The sequence below is a fragment of the Arthrobacter koreensis genome, from assembly GCF_035792275.1.
GTDB lineage: Bacteria > Actinomycetota > Actinomycetes > Actinomycetales > Micrococcaceae > Arthrobacter_B > Arthrobacter_B koreensis_A.
This window is the reverse complement of sequence record NZ_JAMWKK010000018.1, coordinates 14,447-35,283: the sequence shown is the minus strand read 5'-3', so window position 1 is coordinate 35,283 and position 20,837 is coordinate 14,447. Positions and strand designations below refer to the sequence as shown.

The 20,837-nt window shown below is 66.4% G+C and carries 24 protein-coding genes and 1 pseudogene; 8 read left to right on the top strand and 17 right to left on the bottom strand.

Annotated elements, in window-relative coordinates:
- Positions 1 to 71 precede the first annotated feature (71 nt).
- The 3 genes from NGB94_RS15620 to NGB94_RS15610 all read left to right on the top strand — a co-directional run bounded on the left by NGB94_RS15620 (position 72) and on the right by NGB94_RS15610 (position 3,190).
- On the top strand, positions 72 to 1,025 hold the full coding sequence (locus NGB94_RS15620; protein ID WP_325791613.1) for a 1,4-dihydroxy-2-naphthoyl-CoA synthase: 954 nt from the start codon (positions 72 to 74) through the stop codon (positions 1,023 to 1,025).
- Between the two features lie 6 nt (positions 1,026 to 1,031).
- Positions 1,032 to 2,168 carry an AMP-binding protein gene (locus NGB94_RS15615; RefSeq protein ID WP_325791612.1) on the top strand — a complete coding sequence of 379 codons (1,137 nt, stop codon included), beginning with the start codon at positions 1,032 to 1,034 and terminating at the stop codon, positions 2,166 to 2,168.
- A gap of 137 nt (positions 2,169 to 2,305) precedes the next feature.
- Positions 2,306 to 3,190, top strand: a complete 885-nt coding sequence (locus NGB94_RS15610; RefSeq protein ID WP_325791610.1) for a 1,4-dihydroxy-2-naphthoate polyprenyltransferase — start codon at positions 2,306 to 2,308, stop codon at positions 3,188 to 3,190.
- On the opposite strand, the gene NGB94_RS15605 is transcribed toward NGB94_RS15610, so the two are convergent.
- From NGB94_RS15605 to NGB94_RS15580, 6 genes are all read right to left on the bottom strand, one after another.
- Entirely contained in the window at positions 3,110 to 3,493 is a 384-nt protein-coding gene (locus NGB94_RS15605) for a hypothetical protein (RefSeq protein ID WP_325791609.1), read from the bottom strand. The genes NGB94_RS15610 and NGB94_RS15605 overlap by 81 nt on opposite strands.
- Positions 3,468 to 4,151, bottom strand: coding sequence for a response regulator transcription factor (locus NGB94_RS15600; RefSeq protein WP_325791608.1), 684 nt, complete (start codon positions 4,149 to 4,151; stop codon positions 3,468 to 3,470). The genes NGB94_RS15605 and NGB94_RS15600 overlap by 26 nt, the downstream gene beginning before the upstream one ends.
- Positions 4,144 to 4,359 (bottom strand): hypothetical protein, encoded by a 216-nt coding sequence (locus tag NGB94_RS15595; protein WP_325791607.1) that lies wholly within the window; start codon positions 4,357 to 4,359, stop codon positions 4,144 to 4,146. The genes NGB94_RS15600 and NGB94_RS15595 overlap by 8 nt, the downstream gene beginning before the upstream one ends.
- Positions 4,360 to 4,387: 28 nt before the next feature.
- On the bottom strand, positions 4,388 to 5,500 hold the full coding sequence (locus tag NGB94_RS15590; protein ID WP_325791606.1) for a sensor histidine kinase: 1,113 nt from the start codon (positions 5,498 to 5,500) through the stop codon (positions 4,388 to 4,390).
- A gap of 62 nt (positions 5,501 to 5,562) precedes the next feature.
- Complete coding sequence (locus NGB94_RS15585) at positions 5,563 to 6,624, bottom strand: hypothetical protein (RefSeq protein WP_325791605.1); 1,062 nt, start codon at positions 6,622 to 6,624, stop codon at positions 5,563 to 5,565.
- 74 nt (positions 6,625 to 6,698) lie between these two features.
- Positions 6,699 to 7,007, bottom strand: a complete 309-nt coding sequence (locus tag NGB94_RS15580) for a DUF4229 domain-containing protein (protein WP_325791604.1) — start codon at positions 7,005 to 7,007, stop codon at positions 6,699 to 6,701.
- A 124-nt stretch (positions 7,008 to 7,131) separates the two neighbouring features.
- Here NGB94_RS15580 and NGB94_RS15575 point away from each other — a divergent pair, with 124 nt between their 5' ends.
- Positions 7,132 to 7,509: a PLD nuclease N-terminal domain-containing protein gene (locus NGB94_RS15575; protein WP_325791603.1), complete on the top strand. Its 378-nt coding sequence runs from the start codon at positions 7,132 to 7,134 to the stop codon at positions 7,507 to 7,509.
- On the opposite strand, the pseudogene NGB94_RS15570 reads toward NGB94_RS15575, so the two are convergent.
- The 6 genes and pseudogenes from NGB94_RS15570 to NGB94_RS15545 all read right to left on the bottom strand — a co-directional run bounded on the left by NGB94_RS15570 (position 7,506) and on the right by NGB94_RS15545 (position 14,070).
- Positions 7,506 to 8,748, bottom strand: a pseudogene (locus NGB94_RS15570) (MFS transporter). The gene NGB94_RS15575 and the pseudogene NGB94_RS15570 sit on opposite strands and share 4 nt — an antisense overlap.
- Positions 8,749 to 9,076: 328 nt before the next feature.
- A complete protein-coding gene (gene ccsB, locus NGB94_RS15565) occupies positions 9,077 to 10,120 on the bottom strand; it encodes a c-type cytochrome biogenesis protein CcsB (RefSeq protein WP_325791601.1) in 1,044 nt (347 codons plus the stop codon).
- Positions 10,120 to 11,850: a cytochrome c biogenesis protein ResB gene (resB, locus tag NGB94_RS15560; RefSeq protein ID WP_325791600.1), complete on the bottom strand. Its 1,731-nt coding sequence runs from the start codon at positions 11,848 to 11,850 to the stop codon at positions 10,120 to 10,122. Before resB ends, ccsB begins: the two co-directional genes overlap by 1 nt.
- Before the next feature lie 68 nt (positions 11,851 to 11,918).
- On the bottom strand, positions 11,919 to 12,635 hold the full coding sequence (locus NGB94_RS15555; RefSeq protein WP_325791636.1) for a cytochrome c biogenesis CcdA family protein: 717 nt from the start codon (positions 12,633 to 12,635) through the stop codon (positions 11,919 to 11,921).
- 77 nt (positions 12,636 to 12,712) lie between these two features.
- On the bottom strand, positions 12,713 to 13,312 hold the full coding sequence (locus tag NGB94_RS15550; protein ID WP_325791599.1) for a TlpA disulfide reductase family protein: 600 nt from the start codon (positions 13,310 to 13,312) through the stop codon (positions 12,713 to 12,715).
- Between the two features lie 95 nt (positions 13,313 to 13,407).
- Positions 13,408 to 14,070 (bottom strand): histidine phosphatase family protein, encoded by a 663-nt coding sequence (locus NGB94_RS15545; protein WP_325791598.1) that lies wholly within the window; start codon positions 14,068 to 14,070, stop codon positions 13,408 to 13,410.
- A gap of 145 nt (positions 14,071 to 14,215) precedes the next feature.
- Here NGB94_RS15545 and NGB94_RS15540 point away from each other — a divergent pair, with 145 nt between their 5' ends.
- The 3 genes from NGB94_RS15540 (at position 14,216) to NGB94_RS15530 (ending at position 16,811) form a co-directional block, all read left to right on the top strand.
- Entirely contained in the window at positions 14,216 to 14,755 is a 540-nt protein-coding gene (locus NGB94_RS15540; protein WP_325791596.1) for a YceI family protein, read from the top strand.
- A 206-nt stretch (positions 14,756 to 14,961) separates the two neighbouring features.
- Positions 14,962 to 15,741 carry a hypothetical protein gene (locus NGB94_RS15535; protein ID WP_325791595.1) on the top strand — a complete coding sequence of 260 codons (780 nt, stop codon included), beginning with the start codon at positions 14,962 to 14,964 and terminating at the stop codon, positions 15,739 to 15,741.
- A 170-nt stretch (positions 15,742 to 15,911) separates the two neighbouring features.
- Positions 15,912 to 16,811 carry a hypothetical protein gene (locus NGB94_RS15530; RefSeq protein WP_325791594.1) on the top strand — a complete coding sequence of 300 codons (900 nt, stop codon included), beginning with the start codon at positions 15,912 to 15,914 and terminating at the stop codon, positions 16,809 to 16,811.
- Between the two features lie 4 nt (positions 16,812 to 16,815).
- On the opposite strand, the gene NGB94_RS15525 is transcribed toward NGB94_RS15530, so the two are convergent.
- On the bottom strand, positions 16,816 to 17,526 hold the full coding sequence (locus tag NGB94_RS15525; protein ID WP_325791635.1) for a redox-sensing transcriptional repressor Rex: 711 nt from the start codon (positions 17,524 to 17,526) through the stop codon (positions 16,816 to 16,818).
- Positions 17,527 to 17,630: 104 nt separating this feature from the next.
- The gene (locus tag NGB94_RS15520; protein ID WP_325791593.1) at positions 17,631 to 17,894 is read right to left on the bottom strand and encodes a glutaredoxin family protein; all 264 of its coding nucleotides are present in this window, start codon (positions 17,892 to 17,894) and stop codon (positions 17,631 to 17,633) included.
- A 66-nt stretch (positions 17,895 to 17,960) separates the two neighbouring features.
- Between NGB94_RS15520 and NGB94_RS15515 the strand changes: the two genes are divergently transcribed.
- Positions 17,961 to 18,773: an HAD-IB family hydrolase gene (locus NGB94_RS15515; protein WP_325791592.1), complete on the top strand. Its 813-nt coding sequence runs from the start codon at positions 17,961 to 17,963 to the stop codon at positions 18,771 to 18,773.
- A gap of 96 nt (positions 18,774 to 18,869) precedes the next feature.
- Here the strand turns inward: NGB94_RS15515 and NGB94_RS15510 are convergent, their stop codons facing one another.
- From NGB94_RS15510 to NGB94_RS15500, 3 genes are all read right to left on the bottom strand, one after another.
- Positions 18,870 to 18,968, bottom strand: coding sequence for a 30S ribosomal protein bS22 (locus tag NGB94_RS15510; RefSeq protein WP_003792170.1), 99 nt, complete (start codon positions 18,966 to 18,968; stop codon positions 18,870 to 18,872).
- Between the two features lie 187 nt (positions 18,969 to 19,155).
- Entirely contained in the window at positions 19,156 to 19,368 is a 213-nt protein-coding gene (locus NGB94_RS15505; protein WP_055239164.1) for a helix-turn-helix domain-containing protein, read from the bottom strand.
- A gap of 148 nt (positions 19,369 to 19,516) precedes the next feature.
- On the bottom strand, positions 19,517 to 20,614 hold the full coding sequence (locus tag NGB94_RS15500) for a 3-deoxy-7-phosphoheptulonate synthase (protein ID WP_325791591.1): 1,098 nt from the start codon (positions 20,612 to 20,614) through the stop codon (positions 19,517 to 19,519).
- Between the last annotated feature and the right edge of the window lie 223 nt (positions 20,615 to 20,837).

Genomic DNA, 20,837 nt, shown 5'->3' with positions numbered 1-20,837 from the left:
CCGGCCCAGGCGAAGATGCCGCCGCTGCCGGCCCCGGGGGCCGGGTTTTGCGGCCGCGATAAACTCGATGCGTGAGCACACAACTTCCCGAGCAGGTCTCTGACATCTTCGATCCCATGCAGTGGAGGGTGGTTGGCGGCTTCGACGACTTCACTGACATGACGTACCACCGGCAGGTGGAGCGCGACGCCGACGGCGCCGTCGTGCGCGACCTGCCCACCGTGCGGATCGCCTTCAACCGGCCCGAGGTGCGCAACGCGTTCCGCCCGGGCACCGTGGATGAGCTGTACCGGGCCATGGACCACGCCCGCATGACGCCCGACGTCGCCACCGTCCTGCTCACCGGCAACGGCCCCTCCCCCAAGGACGGCGGGCATTCCTTCTGCTCCGGGGGCGACCAGCGGATCCGCGGCCGGGACGGCTACCGGTATGCAGAGGGCGAAACCCAGGAGACCATTGACCCGGCCCGCGCCGGGCGGCTGCACATCCTGGAAGTGCAGCGGCTGATGCGCACCATGCCCAAGGTGGTTATCGCCGTCGTCAACGGCTGGGCAGCCGGCGGCGGGCACAGCCTGCACGTGGTGGCGGACCTGACCATCGCCTCCCGCCAGTACGGAAAGTTCAAGCAGACCGATGCCACCGTGGGAAGCTTCGACGCCGGCTACGGCTCGGCGCTGCTGGCCCGGCAGATCGGCCAGAAACGCGCACGGGAGATCTTCTTCCTGGCCCGCGAATACTCCGCCGAAGACATGGTGGCCATGGGTGCCGTCAACGAAGCCGTGGACCACGAAAACCTTGAAAAGACGGCGCTTGAATACGCCGCGGACATTGCCCGGCAGTCGCCGCAGGCCATCCGCATGCTCAAGTTCGCCTTCAACCTGGCCGACGACGGTCTGGCCGGCCAGCAGGTCTTCGCCGGCGAAGCGACCCGGCTGGCCTACATGACGGACGAGGCGGTGGAGGGCAAGGAAGCGTTCCTGGCGAAACGGGACCCGGACTGGTCCAACTTCCCCTACTACTTCTAGGACGTCATGGAACTTCTTCCCGTCCACACACCGGCCGGATTCAACGCCGGCGACCTGCTGCCGCCGCTGGCCGCTGCGCTGGCCGGGGAAGGCCCCGCCGTCGCCCCGCATGCCGACCCGGCGCAGACCTTTACCGGGGAACTGACCAATGACGACGTCGCGCTGGTCATCAGCACTTCCGGGTCGACCGGCACGCCCAAGCAGACAATGCTCAGCACGGACGCGCTCGCAGCCTCCTCCATGGCCACCGCGATGCACCTGGGGAAGGACGGCCAGTGGCTGCTGGCCCTGCCCGTCCATTACATTGCCGGCGTCCAGGTGCTGGTGCGCTCCCTCTACGCCGGAACCGAACCGGTGCTGATGGACACCGGCGCGCCCTTCAGCCCCGAAGCGTTTACGACCGCCGCCCAGGCCATGACCGACCGGACCCGGCTCACCTCACTGGTGCCCACCCAGCTGCACCGGCTGCTCACCGATCCGGCTCCGGACACGCTCGCCGTGCTGCGCCGGTTCGACACCATCCTGCTCGGCGGTGCGGCCGCCAGCCCGGCGCTGCTGGCACAGGCGAAGGAGTCGGGGCTGAAGGTGGTGCGCACCTACGGCATGAGTGAGACCGCCGGGGGCTGCGTGTACGACGGCGTTCCGCTGCCCGGCGTCGAGGTCCAGGAAGACCAGGGCCGGCTCTGGATCGCCGGGGACATGCTGGCCGACGGTTACCTGGGTGCCCCTGAGCTGAGTGCTGAGCGTTTTGCGTTCCATTCCGGCAAGCGCTGGTTCCGCACCGATGACACGGGTTCGGTATCCGCAGACGGCATCGTCTCGGTCTCCGGACGGCTGGACGACGTCATTGTCACCGGCGGCGTGAAGGTTTCCGGTGCCGCGGTGGCTGCCGCTGCGGAGCAGCTCCCCGAGGTGCACCAGGCCGTGGCGATGGGGCTGGAAGACGCGGAGTGGGGCGCCGTAGTGGGGATCGTCGTCGTCGGCTCCGTGGACACCGGCCGGCTGCGCAGCGCCGTCCGTTCCGCGCTCGGTGCGCCTGCCGTGCCGAAGGTAGTGGTGGAGCTCGAACGCCTTCCCCTGCTGCCCGGCGGCAAGACCGACCGGCTGGCTGTACGCCAGCTGCTGGCCGCCGCCCGCGGCTAGCAGCCCTCCCTTCCCCGTCAACGCGCGGGCGGGGCGTTTTCGCACTCCCGGCGGCGGTGCGGGAGAATGTAGCTGGCCGGCAGGCCGGTTCCTGCCGGGAAGCATCAGCAAAAGAGCTAACGAAGAAGGAATTGACTGTGGCCACAGCGGCGCAATGGTTCGAGGGGGCACGCCCCCGGACGCTTCCGATGGCGGTTGCTCCGGTGATTATCGGTTCCGCGGCCGCGTTCGACCTCGGATCCTTCCGCTGGCTCAATGCACTGCTTGCGGCCCTGGTGGCGATCCTGCTGCAGGTGGGCGTGAACTACGCGAACGACTATTCCGACGGCGTGCGCGGCACGGATGACAACCGGGTTGGCCCGCTGCGGCTCACAGGTTCCGGCGCTGCCCGCGCCAAGTCCGTGAAGTACGCGGCGTTCCTGTGTTTCGGCCTGGCCATGGCCGCCGGGCTCGCCTTGGTGGTCCTCTCCCAGGCATGGTTCCTGCTCCTGGTCGGCGTGGGCTGTATTGCAGCTGCCTGGGGCTACACCGGGGGACGGAACCCGTACGGATACATGGGCCTCGGCGACGTCTTCGTTTTCGTCTTCTTCGGCCTCGTTGCCACGCTGGGCACCACCTACACGCAGGCCGGCCAGGTGAATGCCGCGGCCTGGATCGGTGCTGTCTCCACCGGCCTGATTGCCACGGCGCTGCTGATGGCCAACAACGTCCGGGACATTCCCACCGACCGTGAATCGGGCAAGCGGACCCTCGCGGTGCGGCTGGGCGACGACGCCGCCCGCATCAGTTACGTGATGATGCTGGCACTGGCGCTGCTGCTCCCGCTGCTCCTGGTGGCCGACTACCCGTGGGTGCTGCTGGTCCTGCTGCTCATCCCGGCATGCCTGATGCCGAGCTGGCTGATGCTCAAGGGCAAGAAGCGCCGCAGCCTGATCCCGGTGCTAAAGCAGACCGGCCTGATCAACCTTGGCTTTAGCATGATCTACGGTTTGTCCCTGGTCCTGACGCGGCTGCTGGCCTGACTGCGGCGGGATTGGTTTCCGTCCGGGATCCGGCGGGCAGGAACGGACGACGCCGAGGATCATGCCCAGGAGCAGCGCCGCGGACCCCAGCAGCACGATGAGGATGACCACCCAGGCTGCCTGGGTCCAGCCGCCCGCACTGCCTGCGCCGGCAGAAGACGCCGCCATGACTCCTCCGGCGGCAAGCCAGGAGGCAGCGTGGATACCCGCCGCCAGCACCCCGAGGTGGCCCCCGGAACGCCGCCGCTTCGCCGGTGCGGGATTCGCAGCCTGCACCTCAGCTGCCCAGCAGCCGGCGCTCATGTGCGAAGGACACAAGCTGGATCCGGGTACGCAGCTCGAGCTTGTCCAGCACGTTCCGCAGATGGGACTTTACGGTGGCCTCGGAGACAAAAAGGTTTTGTGCAATCTCATTGTTGCTTAGCCCTTTGGCTGCGAGCAGGAACACGTCGCGTTCCCGCGCCGAGAGCACCTGGAGGACAGAAAGATCCGGTTCCCGCGGCGGGGCGCTGCGGGCAGCATGTTCGAACAGCGAGTGGATGGATCCCGGAGCGATCACCGAGTAGCCCGTATGGACCGTCCGGATCGCTGCGAGGAGGAACTCCGGCTCGGCACTCTTGAGCAGGTACCCGCTGGCCCCGGCCTGAACTGCCTGGACAACGGCCTGGTCACGGTTGAATGTGGTCAGCGCAATGATCCGGGGTGGTTCAGTTCCTGCGCTTTCGGCTTCCGCGACGATCCGGCGGGTGGCCTCAACACCGTCCAGCACCGGCATCCTCAGGTCCATCAGAATCACGTCGGGACGCTGTTCGGCTGCGAGCTGGACAGCCTGCATGCCTTCTCCGGCTTCCCAGCGGAAGACCATGTCCTTCTGGCTCTCCACCAGCATCCGGATACCGGCCAGGAACAGCGGCTGGTCATCGACCAGGGCAACGGAGATTCGGGCGGTTGATTCAGGCATCCTGCTTCTCCTCCCGGGCTCCGCTGTCCAGCGCCAGCCCCGTGGTATGTCCGGATCCGGGCTCGCCGGAATCGGGGTCTTCCAGCACGGCGCCTGCGGCCGGCCGGTTGTCCGCCGTCCCGTACGGCAGGAACAGGGTGACCCGGAACTGTTCTCCGTCCGGGCCTGCGGTGAGCCAGCCTCCGGCAAGGTGCGCACGCTCACGCATTCCGGGGATTCCCCGGCCGGTCCCCCGCTCAGCAGTATCTTCCGGTGGCCGCTGGTGACGTGCCGGGTCCGATGCCGCGTGCACGGTCAGTCCCGGGGCCGCTCCAGTCGAAGTGGATTCGAACCGCAGTACCGCGTCCGCCGTGTTTCAGCGCATTCGTCAGGCATTCCTGGACAATGCGGAACACAGCCAGCTGCTGGCCGGTGGAGAGTTCGACGGGCGTTCCGGACGTGCCCTCAAGGATGTCCAGGCTGCTGCGCATGCCCTCGATCAAACCGGCTATGTCGTCCATCTTCGGCTGCGGTGCCCTCATCCCGTCATCCTCGACTCCCTCGATCACCCGCTGGGCGTCGACCAGCGCGCTCCGGGCGGAGGAGGAAATGGCTTCAAGGGCCTTGAGGACCGGCTCGGGCTGGTCCTTCACCGAATAGCGCGCGCCGTCCGCCTGTGCTGCGATGACTGCCAGCGAATGCGCAAGGACATCGTGCAGGTCGCGTGAAATGCGCGTCCGTTCCTGCTCCACTACCAAATCGATCTCCCGGTCCTTCAGCGTGGACTGGGCCAGGTCACGGGCCAGGAACAGCCTCCCTCGCTCCTGGACCAGAGCGAGCAGCAGGCCAACGACGAAGCATCCCGCGGCAATGAGCTCCAGCATGAAGAACAGCTGCGGCCCAAAGGTTGTCAGGGTGGCTCTGTCGCCCATGTACAGCGCCGGGAACCAGCCCACCCCCGCCCCGTGGCGCCAGGAGAGCATCAGGAAAGTCATGACCGCGGCGAAGCCAGTGTTGGCCGTGACGGCGATGATCCTGATTCGGCGCGTTCCTGTCCAGGCGGTCAACCCTAAGGAAACAAAGGACCCAAGATAGATCGCCCAATGGGTGGATTGCATTGGAGGCACCACGTGTAGGAGCTGGCCTGCAAGGAGCAGTGCCGTAAGAGAAAGGGACAGCACCGGCCAGCGGACGGCAACAGCGATCGCCGCAGTCAGCACAATCAACGGCACGGCTCCGGGCCAGTACATGGGCAGAAGGCCGACCGCCGGACCCATACGGCCCGCTTCTCCCACGCACCACAGGATGAAAAAGACTGCGGCAGCGGCGGGAGCTGCCCAGCGCCGTGCACCGGCGAGGATGGATTGCATAGCCGTAACCCTAGCGACGCTTAGGGGCCCAAAATGGGCAAACCGCGCAGTTCCACGGTATTTCAGACCGCAGGTGCAGCGGAATCATCCCCAGGGCCAGCGTGGTAGGCATTCACCAGTGCGCAGGCTCGTCCTGCCGTCACGGCGTCGGGCATTGAGATCACGAACCGCTGCCTGGACCCGTCGGTCAGGACCAGTGCCGGGCCGCTGCGCAGAATGAAACCCGTGCCGGCGGCGCTGATCCGGTATCCCCACCCGCCAAAGTCCATTGCCTGGATGTCCTGCACGGACGCACGGCTGATCTCCCGGTGTGCCAGCGGCATCAGCTTCCAGAAGCCGCCCGCCAGAACCCGCACACCGGCGTCGTCAATCACTGCCTCGCCCGAACAGAAGACCCACAGCAGCGCTGCGGCTGGGATCCCCAGCAGGGCGAGGGCCGGATGGATGAAAACCAGGCTGAGCGCAACCACCGCGCCTGTTCCCAGACTGACCAGCCACTGTGCCGGTCCCATGGAAATCCTGATGGTCAGGCTTTCCCCGTTCGCGGCAGCCAGGCTCGCCCCGGCGGCGAGGGATGAATCTTGGCTGGCGGCTGCGGAGTCGACGGCCGCTGTCTCCGGGCTGGGTGTCCGGTCAGTCTCCGCGGGGCGGTAGAGCCAGCCGCAGAGGCCGCCGGCAGCGCAGCCGGCAGCGGAGGCGGTCCAGACCAGCGGGGCGTGGATTTCGGCCTGCGAAGCATCGGTAAGCCCAATCTGGCCGGCGACGACGGCGGCGGCCAGACCCGTCATCAGGACCCCTAAGCCAATTCCAAAGCCGACGCCGATGCGGGCGAGAAGTGCAGAGTAGCCGCGGGTGAGGACCGAGAGGCCGGCGACGACGGCTCCCGTTCCGCCACTGGCAAAAACGGCAACGGCTGCCATGCCCCACAGGGACGAGTACCCGTCGACGCCGTCGGGTCCCCAGTGGCTGGCCAGCTGGTCTGGAAGGCTGCCGGCCACTGTGGCCATCCACGCGGCTGCAGCCAGTCCAACGGCCAGGGGCCCGGCAGTCACGCCAATCAGCCAGCGCCGGTTGTAGGTGCCCCCGCTCTGCCCTGAGTGATTCCTGAGTTCAGTGTTCCCCATGTGCTCCCCCGCCACGGTCCAGCGCCGGGCGCTGGACAAGACTGTCCGTCGACCCTAGCAGGGAGGGGCGGGTGTCAGCTCTCGCGGGGCTTGCGGTCGGCGTCGATGGTGACGTCCGGGTTTGCGTCGTGCAGGGAGTCCTCTGCGGCGGAGTCATCCAGTTCCGCACGGTTGCGCGACTGCGGCGTCTTTTCGCTGAAGCGGCTCTGCAGGCCAACTGCTGCTGCGTCCCGCATGTCCCGGAAGAACAGGTACGTCACGCACCAGGCGAGGATGGCAGAGACGATGGCGGACAGCACCAGTCCCAGCTGCAGGTAGATGCCTGCAACGAAGAAGACGGCCACCAGTCCAAGGCGGAGAGCGGTAAATTTCCAGAAAGCCACGTGCCCATTCTACGGGTAAGCCCTGATGGGGTTTCCCAGCTTGCGCAGGGAACTGGATTGCACGGATTAGGTGCCTTTGGAAACTATTCAGGCCGCCTCCAGCCGGCTCCACTACACTGGGGGCATGCCCCGCTTCGTACTTCTCGGCGTCATCGTCGTCGCAGCCGTAATCATCTACGCCGTCATCGACTGCCTTATGTCCCGGGCCCACGAAGTGCGCAGCATCTCCAAACCTTTCTGGATTGCGGTAATCGTGCTGCTGCCGGTCCTCGGTGCCATTCTCTGGTTCCTCTTCGGCCGTCCGGGACACGGACCTGAGCCGAAGCCCCGTGCCCCGCGGCGCCCCACCGCTCCGGACGATGATCCTGAGTTCCTCCGCAACCTGGAGATCCGCCGGCGCCAGAAGGCCAAGGAAGAAGAGCTGAAGCGCCGCGAGCAGGAAATCGCTGACCGTGAGAAGCGTTCAAAGCAGAACGACGACGAGAAGCCCAGCAGCAATTAGCCGCCTTTAGCGGACGGCCCGTCCGGTGTCGTGGTGGTGCGGGTGCGGATCGGCTTGGCGCGGCTTCCCAGGGACGGGACGTTGAGGGCGGAGACCGCGACGCCGCAGACTGCCAGCGCTGCCCAACCCCACCCGCCCGCATCGCGGTAGGCCGAAGCGAAGTCAGGCGAGGCCGCGGACAGGATTGTGCCCACCGCCGCGATGCCGAAGAGCTGGCCGGTCTGCTTCGACGTCGAGAACAGCGACGAAGCCAGGCCCGCCTCTGAGTCGGGAAGCGATGCGAGCTCCTCCACGCTGAGCGGATCGTTGAGCAGTCCGTAGCCGAATCCGAAGATGATGAACGCCGCCGCGACCACCCACAGCGAGCCGTCCGACCACAGCAGCAGCATCACCGAACCGAGTGCCATGACCACTCCGCCCGCCACCAGGTCCTGGCCCGCCCGCCCGGCCGCGACGATCCGCCCGGACAGCTGGGCGGAAGCGAGAGCGGCGATCGCGAGCGGGAGGAGGAAGATACCCGCCTCCAGCGCGCTCTCCCCGCGGATCGAGCGCAGATACTGCGGGGCAACGTAGAAGAAGCCTGCGGCGGCGGCGAATCCGATGATCGAGGTGCGCGAGGCCCGGACGAAGGGGCGGTCGGCGAAGAGCCGGAGCGGGATCAGGGGATCCGGCCGGCGCCGGGCACGCAGCAGCCCGACGGTGAGGAGCACAGCCGCGGCCCCGAGCGAGATCAGGATAGGCGCCGAAGTCCAGCCAAGCTGCGTGCCCTCGATCATCGCGAAGGCCAGCGCAGCGAGGAACCCCGACAGCAGGATCTGCCCGGTGGCATCGAACGGCTGAGGCGAGGGGTTGCGTGACTCCTTGACGGAGATCGGCACCGTGATCAGGCCGATGAGGGCGACCGGGACGCTCATCCAGAACACGCCGCGCCATCCGAAATACTCGCTGAGCACGCCGCCGATGAAGGGTCCGGCGGCCAGGGCGACACCGCCAATCGCGGCCCACCACGCGCCCGGCGATGAGCACGGCGACATCGGGACTCAGGGCGCAGATCAGGGAGCCGACCAGAATTACGGCGAGTCCTGCGGTCAGGATGCGGCGGCGGCCGAGCCGGTCGGCTGTGTTGCCCGCCGCTGTCAGGAGGCACGCGAAAGCGAGGACGTAGACTCCTACCGTCCACTGCAGCAACGTCATCGAGGAGCCGAACTCCCTCGCAATGTCGGGAAGGACGATGCTCATGATCGAGCCGTTGACCGTCAGGACGAACTGCGCTATGCAGCAGGCGGTCAGCGCGATGATGGCTTTGCCCGCGGGCTTCATGAACGACCAGACGTGCCGACCCGGGCGAGTGCTGCTCCCCGGTTGTACCCTGCGCGGTGACTCATTGGCCCAGTCTGGCACCGTTCAGAGCGCATGCGGAGTGGGTCCGGCGCAAACGGCCGCATGCCTAACCACGTTCCGCAGCCTCACGACATCGGCTCCGGGATCCGCCCCGGGCCGCACCCCACCTGAAACAGCAAAACCCCGCCCCGGCGCAAGCCGGAGCGGGGTTTCAGCGCTGCTGGTACTACACGCCCGAGTAGCTGTGCAGACCGGCGAAGTAGACGTTGACGATCGTGAAGTTGAAGACCACGCAGAGGTAGCCGACGATCGAGAGCCAGGCGGCACGGGTACCGGTCCAGCCGCGGGTGGCGCGCGCGTGCAGGTAGCCGGCGTAGACAACCCAGATCACGAAGGTCCAGACTTCCTTGGTGTCCCAGCCCCAGTAGCGGCCCCAGGCCTGCTCGGCCCAGACGGCACCGGCCATCAGGGTGAAGGTCCAGAGCACGAAGGCGATGGCATTGATGCGGTAGGAGAGGTTCTCCAGGGACTGCGCCGAGGGAACGATCTTCAGGAACGCAAAGCGTTCCTTGGCACCGGCGCGGGCCTTGGCCTCACGGTCGGCCTGCAGGAGCTGCAGCACGGACATGGCGAAGGTCAGGGTGAAGAGTGCCGATGCGATGACGGCGACGGAGACGTGGATGATCAGCCAGTAGCTCTGCAGTGCCGGGATCAGGTGCCCAACCGGGGTGGGGAAGCCGATGGTCGCAGCCATCATCATGATCAGCACCAGGCCGACAACGAACGTGCCGAGGAAGCGCAGGTCACGGCGCAGCAGCACCAGCAGGAAGATCAGCGAGACCACCAGTGCGCCGGTGGTGCAGAACTCGTACATGTTGCCCCACGGCACGCGGTGCGCGGCCAGGCCACGGGCCACCACGGCAGCTGCGTGAATCAGTGTGCCCAGGGCGGTGAGGGCGACGGCGACCCGGGCGGCATTGCGGCGCGGGCCGGAATATCCCATGGCATCATCGGCGGTCACGGCTTCGCCGGCGTTCCACTGGCGGTTGGAGTCCGCAGGCCCCGTGGGCGCTCCCTCCCCCGGCGCTCCGGCGGTCGCCATGACCTTCGGAGCGGACTGCACGGCGGCCTTCTGGTCGATTGCCTTTAGCGTCTTGCTGCTCTTGGCCAGATCCCACGCAAAGGCAAGCAGCGCGACCGTATAGGTGAACGCCGCCAGCAGCATGAAGAGATCGCTGTATTCCGCGAGCTGGTAGTCAATGGAGGGCATTAGGAGTCCTTACCTGTTTCTTCCGTGCGTCCGGTGCTGCCGGCCACTGATGCATCGGCCAGGGTGTCCGGGCCTTCCGCTGGGTTTGCGGCGGGGGCGCCCGCCAGCCACTTCTTTTCAAGCAGGGTCCGCAGTGCTTCACCCTCAGTTTCCAGCCGCGGGTCTTCACCCCGGGCCAGCAATCCGTACTCGACCATTATGCGGCCATCATCGGCGGTTCCGGTACGAACCCACACCCGGCGGCGTGCGATGAACAGCGACGCCGAGAGTCCGGCGAGGCTGAGCGCCGAGAAGATGCCCACTGCCATCTTCGCGGGGTCATAGTGCACGTCGAGTGCTGCGTAGCGCAGCAGACCGTCGAAGCTGATGGAGCCCTTGCCTTCCGGCAGGTCGTAGCTCTGGTTCATGCCCAGGACGATGCCGCCGGAATCAAGGTCACGGTTGTTCAGTTCGGTCAGGTCCTCGGTGTCCAGGACGAAGACGTTGGAGGGTACTCCGTCGTCCAGGCCCAGGTCGCCGTAGTAGGAGTTCAGGTTCAGCTGGGGGTTGACCGGGTCAGGGTCCCCGGAGAAGGACACCCCGTTTGAATCCAGCATGGCTGTGGGCAGGAAGAACCCAACGAATCCGAGCTGGTCCGGCTTTGCATCCGGGGCCTTGATGACCATCAGGGAGGTGTAGACACCGTCCGTGGGAACGCCGACTACCGGACCCTGGAAGGCGATGTCGCCGTCGCCGTCGCGGACGGTGACGACCGGGGCGTAGCCGTTGCCCACCAGGTAAACCTTGGTTCCGCCGATGACCAGCGGCTCGTTGACCTTCAGTGTCTCCTGGCGGGGCTCATCCTCCGGGTCCTCCTGCACGGTGACGCTGGCAGTGAAATCCAGGGGCTGCACATTGCCGTTGGGCTGCCGGTCAAAGGTGACGTCGAATTCGTCCAGCGTGAGCGAGTAGGGGCTCAGCTGTGATTCGGAGAAGTTCGTTCCGGGACTGAAGGTGTCGTAGCCAACCAGGGTGTTAACGAAGGTATCGCCTTCAACCACGATGCGCTGGCCGTTGTAGCCCAGCAGCCCGCCGATGGCGACTGAAGCCAGCACCCCGATCAGGGAGACGTGGAAGACCAGGTTGCCGGTTTCCTTGGCGAAGCCGCGTTCAGCCCCAACCGAGGGGCGGTTTCCATCCAGGTCACGGGTCTCAACCCGGTATCCCCGCTTGCGCAGGATGGCTGCGGCATCGCGGGCAGCGTCAGCGGCGGTCAGGCCCGTGCCTGCAGGCACGGCCAGGGTGCCGTACTCGGGCAGCCGGGAGAGCCTGGTCGGTGTGCGGGGTGGCTTGGAGCGCAGTGCCTTCCAGTGGACCTTGGCCCGGGGAATGACGCAGCCGATCAGGGAGATGAACAGCAGCAGGTAGATCGCGGAGAACCAGACGGAGGAGTACACGTCGAAGAGCTGGAACCGGTCGAGCCAGGGCCCGGTGTCCGGGTTGTCCTGGATGTACTGCGTGACCGCCCCGGGGTTTGCCGGGCGCTGCGGGAACAGGGAGCCGGGCACGGCTGCCACGGCAAGGAGGAGCAGCAGGAACAGTGCGGTGCGCATGCTGGTGAGCTGTGTCCAGGCCCAGCGCAGGGTGCCGCGCAGCCCCAGGGCGGGAAGGGCGACGTCGTTGTCAGCTTTGTTTCCCGCGCGGCCAGCGGTATCCGCTTCCGTGTTCTCCACGGGAGACTGTGGCGTCATTTCGCTCTCCGGTTCAGGTTTCAACTGGTTCTCATTGTTCTCTGGGGACGGATGTGGAGGTGTAGTCATCAGATCGGCAGGGTCACGCTGTCCAGCCAGCCCTGGAGCTGGTTGATCCAAAGGTTCCAGGTGCCTGTGACCATCAGCAGGCCCAGGGCAATCAGCATGCCGCCGCCAAAGCGCTGCATGGCCACGCGGTGGCGGCGGAAGAAGCCCAGCGCGCCCATGCCGCGCCGGAAGCCGAGGGCGATCAGCAGGAACGGCAGCCCCAGGCCCAGGCAGTAGACAAAAGTAAGCAGCGCGCCCTTGGCAGCGGAGGCATCGTCTCCGGAGAAGGAGAGCAGCTGCACGGCGGAGAGCGTTGGGCCCATGCACGGCGCCCAGCCAAGGCCGAAGGTGATACCCAGCAGCGGTGCCCCCCACAGTCCTGCAGGCGGCTTCGCTTCGATTTTCCGGTCGCGCTGGAACCAGGACAGGCCGCCCATGAAAATGACGCCCATCACGATAATCAGGACCCCGAGCACCTGCGGAATCCAGGCCTGTTCAGCTCCACGCAGCCAGGCCCCGAGCTGGCCGATGCCCGCGCCGATTGCGACGAAGACCACGGAGAAACCCAGGACAAAAAGTCCGATTCCCGTGAACATGCGGCCGCGGCGCTGGTTCTCCAGGTCCACCCCGGACAGTCCCGTTACGTAGCCCAGGTACCCGGGAACCAGGGGAAGGATGCAGGGCGAAAGGAAGGAAACCAGCCCGGCCAGCACGGCAACGGGGATCGCCAGAAGCATCGATCCGTTCAGGATCGTTTCGGCGAAGACGTTGGCTGCCGGCACAGCGGCAGCGGGAAGCACGGGCGGCACGTCGGCTACGCGGCCAGCGCGTCGGCGATAAGGGTCTTGAGGGTTCCCTTGTCCGCCAGGCCCAGGATGCGTGCGGCAACCCGGCCCTCACGGTCAAGAACCAGCGTGGTGGGAACTGCCTGCGGGGGCACGAAGCTGGTCATGGCCAGCAGCACTCCCCCGTCGCGGTCCTCGAAGCTGGGATAGGGAATGGCGAAATTCCGTTCGAAGGCCTCGGCCGTCTTGGCTTCGTCGCGGATGTTCACGCCGTAGAAGCGTGCGCCCTCCGGAGCATAGGTGTCGTGCAGTTCCACGAGGTCCGGTGCTTCCTTCCGGCAGGGCGCGCAGGCGGCGTACCAGAAGTTCAGGACGACGACGTCGCCGGCCCAGTCGGCGGCACTGACTTCCGTGCCGTCAAAGAGGGTTCCGGTGAGGCGAACCGGTTCGCCCCGTTCGGAGGGAGCGTATTCAGTGACCGAACCGTCACCGGCAATGTAGTTCTTGTTGTCTCCGGCCTTGGCCTGCTCTGCCAGCGGATCATCCGCCGAGCACGCGGCCAGGGCTGCCGCCAGGGGCACGCCAACTGCCAGTCCGGCGCCAAGCCGCAGGAAGGACCTGCGGTGCATGGCAGCAGGCTGTGATTCGCTTGTTGGTTTCTTCACGGAGCTCCAGCTTTCATTGCGGCAGGGGGCGGCCACTTCTACAACGCGTAGTAATTGTATTATGCGCCCGGGAGGTTCGCTGCACCGGGCAGCAGGTCCGCGGACGGCTCGGCGTAGCGGACGCCGGTGAGCTCCATGTCATTGAAATCCAGGGTAGTCACCGAGGTAAGTGTGCACTCACGATTGCGTGGATCATGCCAGAGCCGGCGGCCCTCGGCGGCCAGGCGGGTGACCCAGATGGGCAGCTGGTGGCTGACCAGGACGGCTTCGGCGCCGCTGCCGCCCAGTTCCAGGGCCCGGATCCGTGCGTCGTGCACGGCTGACATCACCCGGTCCACCTGCTGGGCATACGGCTCACCCCAGGAAGGCTTCATCGGATTGCGCAGCAGCGGCCAGTACCGGGGATTGCGCAGCTGCCGTTTTACCCCGGGCAGCCCCTCGAACCGGTTCTCCGCCTCCAGGATCCGCTCATCAGTGACTGTTTCCACATCGAGGGCACGGGCAATCGGCGCCGCCGTCTCCTGCGCCCGGGTCAGCGGCGAGGCCACCAGATAGACCAGCTTCGCGCCGTCGTTCCGGCGTTCCTGGAAGTGCTGCGCTACCCGCTCTGCCATTTCGCGGCCAAGGTCCGAGAGATGGAATTCGGGCAGCCTGCCGTAGAGAATGCCGTCCGGATTGAAGACTTCACCATGACGGACGAGGTGGATTGAGGCGCGGGACATGCTTCCCAGTCTCGCAGACACGCCGGGGAAGATTAAATCTTCACAAACACTTGAACCTTTGAGCATCGTGTGCAATAGTGGATGCAAATGCATCTACTGGTGGCGGGGCGAACGGCCTTCCACCGACTGAAACTAGGAGAAAAACATGATCCCCACCGGTCTCACCGCAGGCACCTGGAACCTCGACTCCTCCCACAGCGAGGTCGGCTTCACCGTCCGCCACGCAGGCATCAGCAAGGTCCGCGGCAACTTCGACAAGGTGACCGCAGTCCTGGAGGTTGGCCAGGAGCTCAGCGACTCCAAGATCACGGCCGTCATTGACGCCGCATCCTTCAACTCGAACGACGCCAACCGCGACGCGCACGTCAAGGGCCCGGACTTCTTCGACGTCGAGCAGTTCCCGGAACTGACCTTCACCGCCACCGGCATTGAAGGATCCGGCGAAGAGTACAAGCTCACCGGCGACCTGACCATCAAGGGCACTACCCGCCCGGTCACCCTGGATGTCGAATTCAACGGCGTAGCCGTTGACCCCTTCGGCGCCACCCGCGCAGGCTTTGCCGGCACCACGGCCATCAGCCGCAAGGAGTTCGGCCTGACCTGGAACGCAGCGCTGGAGACCGGCGGCGTGCTGGTGGGCGACAAGGTCACCATCAACGTGGACGTTGCCTTCGTCAAGGCCTAATGTCCCGCTGGGCATGGATGTGGACCCGGAGCGCTGGAAGCGCTCCGGGTCCACTGTTTTTAGGGCCTCCGCCCCGCGCGAAAAGGACCGCGGCCGGTGTGGAGGGACCGGCAGAGGGCATAGACTGGCTTCCGACTTCGCAGATGGGTTATCTGCCCTGCCGGAGGCTCCCCCGGCAGGCCAATCCACACGGCAGGCGGGCCCCCATGAGTACTCCCAACGTTCCCGATCCGCAGGACAACGGCACCCCCGCCCACGGCGAAAACGCCGTAGGAGAGTCCCGCCCGGAACCGCGCTACGGCCAGTACGGCCAGCAGCCGGGCCAGGAAAGCCAGACACACATTCCGCCGCAGCCGGGCCAGCATCCGGCGCAGGGCGGAGAAACCCCCGGCCCGCAGTACGGCCAAGGCCCATACGGGCAGGGTTCCTACGGGCAGGGCCAGTACGGCCAGTCCTACGGCTACCAGCCGGCCCAGCCCTCCGGATACAGCTACCCGGGGGCGCCGCAGGGGCAGGCCCAGCCGAAAGGACCCGCGCCGCGCGAGGTCGTGATCGGCTTTTGGCTGATCATTGCCGCAGGCGTGCTGTCCCTGATCAACAACCTGGTGACTTCCTTCCGGCTGCCGGATGTCCTCACCGTTTCCCAGATGGACTCGCTCCGCGATGCCAACGTCGACATCCAGGACGCCGGCGGCTTCGTTGTCTGGTTCTCCGTGGTCCTGAGCATCATTGGCCTGGGCCTGTACGTCCTGATCGCGTGGTTCATCCTGAAGGGGCACAACTGGGCGCGAATCGTCGGGACCGTCTTTGCCGCCTTCTCCGTCATTGGCCTGCTGGTCTCGCTGCCCGTCTACGTCACCTCGCTGCTTGGCTGGCTTTCCATCCTGTCCTCGCTCGCCGGCATCGCCGGAATCGTCATGCTCTATCTCCGGCCCAGCATCCCCTACTTCCAGCGCCGGGAATTCAACCCCTACCGCACCTATTAGCGGGCCAGGACCGGATGTTCCGCACTGGCCGAAAAATCTCGCCCGTGCGTGCGGCGGTTCGGGGCAGTGAAGGTCACAGCGGGCGCAGGGACGCGTAGCGTTGAGTTCCCGCCGGGCCCCTCGGGCGCACAGCGGGGCTTCGATTTCCCGGTCTTGTGAAGGCGGCGACCATGACGACTCCTCCTGCAACGCCCCGCTCATCCGGAGCAGGCCTCAATTCACTCACCAGCCGCATCATGCGCCCCGGCCCCCGCCGGCCGGCCCAGGACGGTCAGTCTGCCGGGGACCTGTCTTCGAGATCCACGGACTCCGCCCGCGCACATCCGCCGGAAGCCGCTTCCGGCCAGCCGCGGCCTAGCGGACGGCTGCTTGGCTGGACCCGTTTCCCGGATGCCGTGATTCAGCTGGCGCTGTCCTCACCTGCCACCCGGCGGCCCGGACAGGACGCGGCCGCCACCCTCCCCGCTGTACCGGACGCCCAGCCGGGAAACAGCGGTCCGGCGCCGGCACCCGCTGCCGATCCGCGTCCCGCCAGACCCGCGGCACAGCCGAGGCCGGCAGCCAAAACCCCGCCGCGGCCCGGCCATCCGCCCACCCCTGCGGAAACACCGCACCGGCCGCCGCGGATCACGGACCGCAGAACCAGGCGTCCGGCACCCCTTGCCATTAACGCCGCCGCCCTGCTGATTACTGCAGGCGGGGTGGTCGGGTTGATAGCCGGACTTCGCGCGGCCATGGATCCGGAACGGCCTGCGCCCCAGGCAGCAGCCCAGCTTGCGGAACTGCGGGTGCCGGTGGAGACAATCCTTTCCCTGGCCAGGATCGCTGATGTTGCGGTGGCCGCCGTGGCCTTCGGGCTGTTCCTCCTCATGGCGTCCCTCGTCCGCGACGGCAGGAGCTGGTCGCGGCCCGGAACCTGCGTCCTGGTGGCGGCGGCCCTGTTCTTCGGGTTCCGGGATGATTCGTTCGCGCACGTGGCAGCGGCGCTGCTGGCCGGGATCGGGGCCGGGATGCTGTTCCTGCCGCCCAGCGGCCGTTATTTCGCGACCCGGGGCGGAAGAACCAGCTAGGCGGTCAGCGCAGCAGGCGTGCCTGGGCATCCGTCGCGAGGGCGGAGACCTGGGCACGCTGCGCGTGGTAGGCAAGAATCTGCAGTTCCGTGGCCATATCCACCTTGCGGATCTGTACCTCCGGCGGAGCCTGCAGGACCACCGGTGCGAAACTGAGGATGCTGGTGATGCCGGCCTCCACCAGGCGGGTACACATTTCCTGGGCCGCGTCTGCGGGAACAGCTAGGACGGCCATGTTGGCACGGGTTTTTTCCAGCACGGCTTCCAGCGACTGCACCGGGCTGATGCGAAGCCAGCCGACTTCCTGGCCCACGGACAGAGGATCGGCGTCGAAAAGGGCCACGACTTCGAAGCCCCGGGAACCGAAACCCGGATATCCCGCCAGCGCCCGGCCCAGGTGCCCGGCGCCGACGATCGCCACGCGCCAGTCCAGGGTCAGGCCAAGTGCAGCCGAGATCTGGCCGCTGAGGTAGGGAACGTCATACCCGACGCCGCGGGTCCCGTAGGAACCCAGATAGGAGAGATCCTTGCGCAGTTTGGGCGAGTTCACCCCGGCCGCTTCCGCGAGTTCCTCGGAGGACACCCGTTCCACGCCCTCCGTCAGCATGGTCCCCAGGACGCGCAGGTAAACAGTCAGCCTGGCGAGCGAAGCCGGCGGAATATGCCGCCCGTGCCCAGACGCGGCTGGACCCGCGGCGTCTGATTCATCCGACATACTCACTTCGGCAACTTTCGTTAGCTACGGGCTGCGGCACGGCCCGGCAGGTTTTCCACTCTAGGACCGGGGCGCCTCCGCCACCAAGTGTGTTTAGTGCCCGGTTACGCGGCCAGGAGCCGCCGCAGGCGGGCTTCATCGATCTGCCAGAAGTCGCGCTGCACCCCGTCGATCATCAGGACGGGGATTTCTTCGGCGAAACGTTCCTGCAGCTCGGGGTCTTCGGTGATCGAACGTTCCTGCCAAGGTACCCCGAGGTCAGCGGAGACCCGGTCGAGCACGTCACGGGCTGCCTGGCACAGATGACAGCCCGGACGGGTCAGCAGCAGGAGCTCCGGCACGCGGCGGCCGGCAGAAGCATCATTCATGACTTCCAACTTAGTCTCCAAGCCGCACATCCGCGCCTTGGTGAGCTTTTTCAGTAGACTTCTTCCATGCCCCGTCCCACGCTCGTCCGTGCCGCCGACTCTCCGGCCGCGGCAGGCAACCCGGGAGAAGCGGCATTCTTCGACGTCGACAACACCCTGATGCGCGGCGCCAGCCTGTTCCATGTGGGCCGGAAAATGTACCAGAAAAAGGTGTTCACGCTTCGTGAAGCGGCCGGCTTCGCCGTCAAGCAGCTGCGCTTTATGCTCCAGGGCGAAAACCTGAAGGACGTGCACAGCGTCCGGGACGCAGCCCTGGCGTTTGCCACCGGGCTGGCCGCCGAGGACGTCCGCATCCTGGGCGAAGAAGTGTATGACGAAATGATCGTCTCCAAGATCTGGCCCGGGACGCGCGCGCTGGCCGAACAGCACCTGAAAGCGGGCCGGCCCGTCTGGCTGGTTACCGGAACGCCGGTTGAGGTCGCATCCGTGATCGCCAGCAGGCTTTCGCTCACCGGGGCACTGGGCACGGTCAGCGAAGTCACTGACGGATTGTACACCGGACGGCTGGTTGGCGAGTTCCTCCACGGGCCGGCCAAGGCTGCCGGAGTAAAGGAACTGGCCGAGCACGAGGGCCTGGATCTGGACCGCTGCTGGGCCTACAGCGATTCCTACAATGATGTGCCGCTGCTGAGCATGGTGGGCCATCCCGTGGCCATCAATCCGGACGCACGGCTGCGCCGCCATGCCCGCGACCACAACTGGCCGGTTTACGACTTCCGTTCCGGCCGCCGGGCGGCCACGCTGGGCCTGAAGACCGCATCCCTCGCCGGCGCGGCCTACGGCCTGTGGCGCGGGTTCTCCTGGGTCCGGTCCCGCTAGCGGCAGCCGAAGGATTCCAGCCGGCAGCACGCGTTAAAAGCGGAAGCCCGCCAGGTCCCGGTTGGGACGGCGGGCTTCGCGGCAGCTAAGAATAATCTACTTCTTATTGCGGCGCTGGTGGCGGGTCTTACGAAGCAGCTTACGGTGCTTCTTCTTGGCCATACGCTTGCGGCGCTTCTTGATTACTGAACCCACAGAGTCCTCACAAACTTGAATTAGGAGCCATGCCGGTCCCCGCTTCCGCCAGGCCTCGTGGCCCGCCAGCATCGGTTCCGGCAGTTACTAGCCAGAATGAAACGTTCCTTAACAGGGTACCGCCTCCGCGCGGCCTTTAGGGACAGCGCAGGGAGCACCCCAAAATCAGGTTACGGCCGGAAAGTGCCTAGGCCGTTCCGGACTGCCGGTCGATGACGGCGTTGCGCAGAACCTGCTGCACCGCAGACTCCGGAACGCGGTACGACCGCCCGAAACGCACTGCCGGGAGTTCCCCGGAATGCACCAGCCGGTAAACGGTCATCTTGGACACGCGCATGACATCCGCGACCTCTGACACCGTCAGAAACCGCACGTCCGAGAAATTGCTCTCGTCTGCCATTTATCTCTTGTTCCTTCGCTCGGAAGCAACCTGCGCCATAACCACTCCGGCGGCGTGTCGCCTTGATGACCATCTCGTGACCGTCTAGCACTCTACTCTAGTGGCTGGAGTAACCATAGTGGAAGTTTTGCCGCTCATTCTCCTGCTCTTATGACGCATTCCGGCGGCTGCGTGCAGCCTGGGCGAGGACGGTCAGGATGCCGGCGGAAGTTTCCCAGTCCATGCACTTGTCAGTAATGCTCTGGCCGTAGACCAGCGGGGCCGGGTTGGCGGCGTCGTGCGCCTGGGCCCCTCCTACCAGGAAGCTCTCCAGCATGACCCCGGCCAGGAGTCCGGCGCCGGCTGTTCCCGATTCCAGCTGGGCGGCCAGTTCCAGGGCAACCTCTGCCTGGCGGTGGTGGTTCTTGCCGGAGTTCGCGTGGCTCGCGTCAACAATCAGCCGCGGGTTCAGGTTCCGGGCCGCGAGTGCTTCGGAGGCTGCGGCGACGTCATCGGCAGAGTAGTTGGGCCCGGTGCTTCCGCCGCGCAGGATCAGGTGAGTGTCCGCGTTGCCCGCGGTGCGGACCATCGAGGCCCGCCCGGCGCCGTCGATTCCCAGGAACGACTGCGGCGCGGCCGCCGCAGCACAGGCATCGAGTGCAATCTGGAGCGACCCGTCCGTTCCGTTCTTGAACCCCACCGGCATGGAAAGGCCCGATGCGAGCTGGCGGTGGATCTGGCTTTCCGTGGTCCGCGCTCCGATCGCTCCCCAGCTCACCAGGTCCGCTACGTACTGCGGGCTGATCGGTTCGAGGAATTCCGTGGCGACGGGCAGGCCCAGCTCACCGGCGGCAATCAGGAACCGCCGGGCCGCGTACAGGCCGGCCTCAATGTCATGGCTGCCGTCCAGGTGCGGGTCGTTGATCAGGCCCTTCCATCCCACCGTGGTGCGGGGCTTCTCGAAGTAGGCCCGCAGCACTACGAGCAGGTCGGCGCTGTGCTCTTCCGCGGCGGCTGCGAGGCGGCGCGCGTAGTCCAGGCCGGCGTCCGGATCATGAATGGAGCAGGGCCCGACGATGACGAGGAGCCGGTCGTCCACGCCGTCCAGCACGGCTCGGACGGCTTCCCGGCCGCTGCGGACGGTGGCTGCGAGTTCCGGGGAAAGCGGCAGTTCCTGCAGCAGCTGTTCCGGTGCCGGCAGCGGACGGAATTCGCTGACGCGGAGGTCCGACGTGGTCTGGGTGTGCTCTGTGGCGGTGAGGTTCATGGTCCCGTATCCGTTTGTGAATGGACCGGCGGGACTCGTCTCCAGAACCCGCCGGATATGGCGAAGGACAGGGAATGATCCCTGTCCTGTTGGCTCTGAAGGTTGGCGTCAGCGTATTATCGCGCGGGCTCCTCCAGAGCCAACGAAAAATACGCATACCAACGGTTAGTCATGGGTAAGACCGTAGGCCCGAACCCCGCGGCGCCGCAAGTCGGGGGTTCAC

Bases quoted from the DNA above. Each gene is read 5' to 3' on its own strand.
- NGB94_RS15615 (WP_325791612.1), top strand. From the start codon at position 1,032: ATGGAACTTCTTCCCGTCCACACACCGGCCGGATTCAACGCCGGCGAC.
- NGB94_RS15605 (WP_325791609.1), bottom strand. From the start codon at position 3,493: ATGAGCGCCGGCTGCTGGGCAGCTGAGGTGCAGGCTGCGAATCCCGCA.
- NGB94_RS15600 (WP_325791608.1), bottom strand. From the start codon at position 4,151: ATGCCTGAATCAACCGCCCGAATCTCCGTTGCCCTGGTCGATGACCAG.
- NGB94_RS15595 (WP_325791607.1), bottom strand. From the start codon at position 4,359: ATGCGTGAGCGTGCGCACCTTGCCGGAGGCTGGCTCACCGCAGGCCCG.
- NGB94_RS15590 (WP_325791606.1), bottom strand. From the start codon at position 5,500: ATGCAATCCATCCTCGCCGGTGCACGGCGCTGGGCAGCTCCCGCCGCT.
- NGB94_RS15585 (WP_325791605.1), bottom strand. From the start codon at position 6,624: ATGGGGAACACTGAACTCAGGAATCACTCAGGGCAGAGCGGGGGCACC.
- NGB94_RS15575 (WP_325791603.1), top strand. From the start codon at position 7,132: ATGCCCCGCTTCGTACTTCTCGGCGTCATCGTCGTCGCAGCCGTAATC.
- ccsB (WP_325791601.1), bottom strand. From the start codon at position 10,120: ATGCCCTCCATTGACTACCAGCTCGCGGAATACAGCGATCTCTTCATG.
- resB (WP_325791600.1), bottom strand. From the start codon at position 11,850: ATGACGCCACAGTCTCCCGTGGAGAACACGGAAGCGGATACCGCTGGC.
- NGB94_RS15555 (WP_325791636.1), bottom strand. From the start codon at position 12,635: ATGCTTCTGGCGATCCCCGTTGCCGTGCTGGCCGGGCTGGTTTCCTTC.
- NGB94_RS15550 (WP_325791599.1), bottom strand. From the start codon at position 13,312: ATGCACCGCAGGTCCTTCCTGCGGCTTGGCGCCGGACTGGCAGTTGGC.
- NGB94_RS15545 (WP_325791598.1), bottom strand. From the start codon at position 14,070: ATGTCCCGCGCCTCAATCCACCTCGTCCGTCATGGTGAAGTCTTCAAT.
- NGB94_RS15540 (WP_325791596.1), top strand. From the start codon at position 14,216: ATGATCCCCACCGGTCTCACCGCAGGCACCTGGAACCTCGACTCCTCC.
- NGB94_RS15535 (WP_325791595.1), top strand. From the start codon at position 14,962: ATGAGTACTCCCAACGTTCCCGATCCGCAGGACAACGGCACCCCCGCC.
- NGB94_RS15530 (WP_325791594.1), top strand. From the start codon at position 15,912: ATGACGACTCCTCCTGCAACGCCCCGCTCATCCGGAGCAGGCCTCAAT.
- NGB94_RS15525 (WP_325791635.1), bottom strand. From the start codon at position 17,526: ATGTCGGATGAATCAGACGCCGCGGGTCCAGCCGCGTCTGGGCACGGG.
- NGB94_RS15520 (WP_325791593.1), bottom strand. From the start codon at position 17,894: ATGAATGATGCTTCTGCCGGCCGCCGCGTGCCGGAGCTCCTGCTGCTG.
- NGB94_RS15515 (WP_325791592.1), top strand. From the start codon at position 17,961: ATGCCCCGTCCCACGCTCGTCCGTGCCGCCGACTCTCCGGCCGCGGCA.
- NGB94_RS15505 (WP_055239164.1), bottom strand. From the start codon at position 19,368: ATGGCAGACGAGAGCAATTTCTCGGACGTGCGGTTTCTGACGGTGTCA.
- NGB94_RS15500 (WP_325791591.1), bottom strand. From the start codon at position 20,614: ATGAACCTCACCGCCACAGAGCACACCCAGACCACGTCGGACCTCCGC.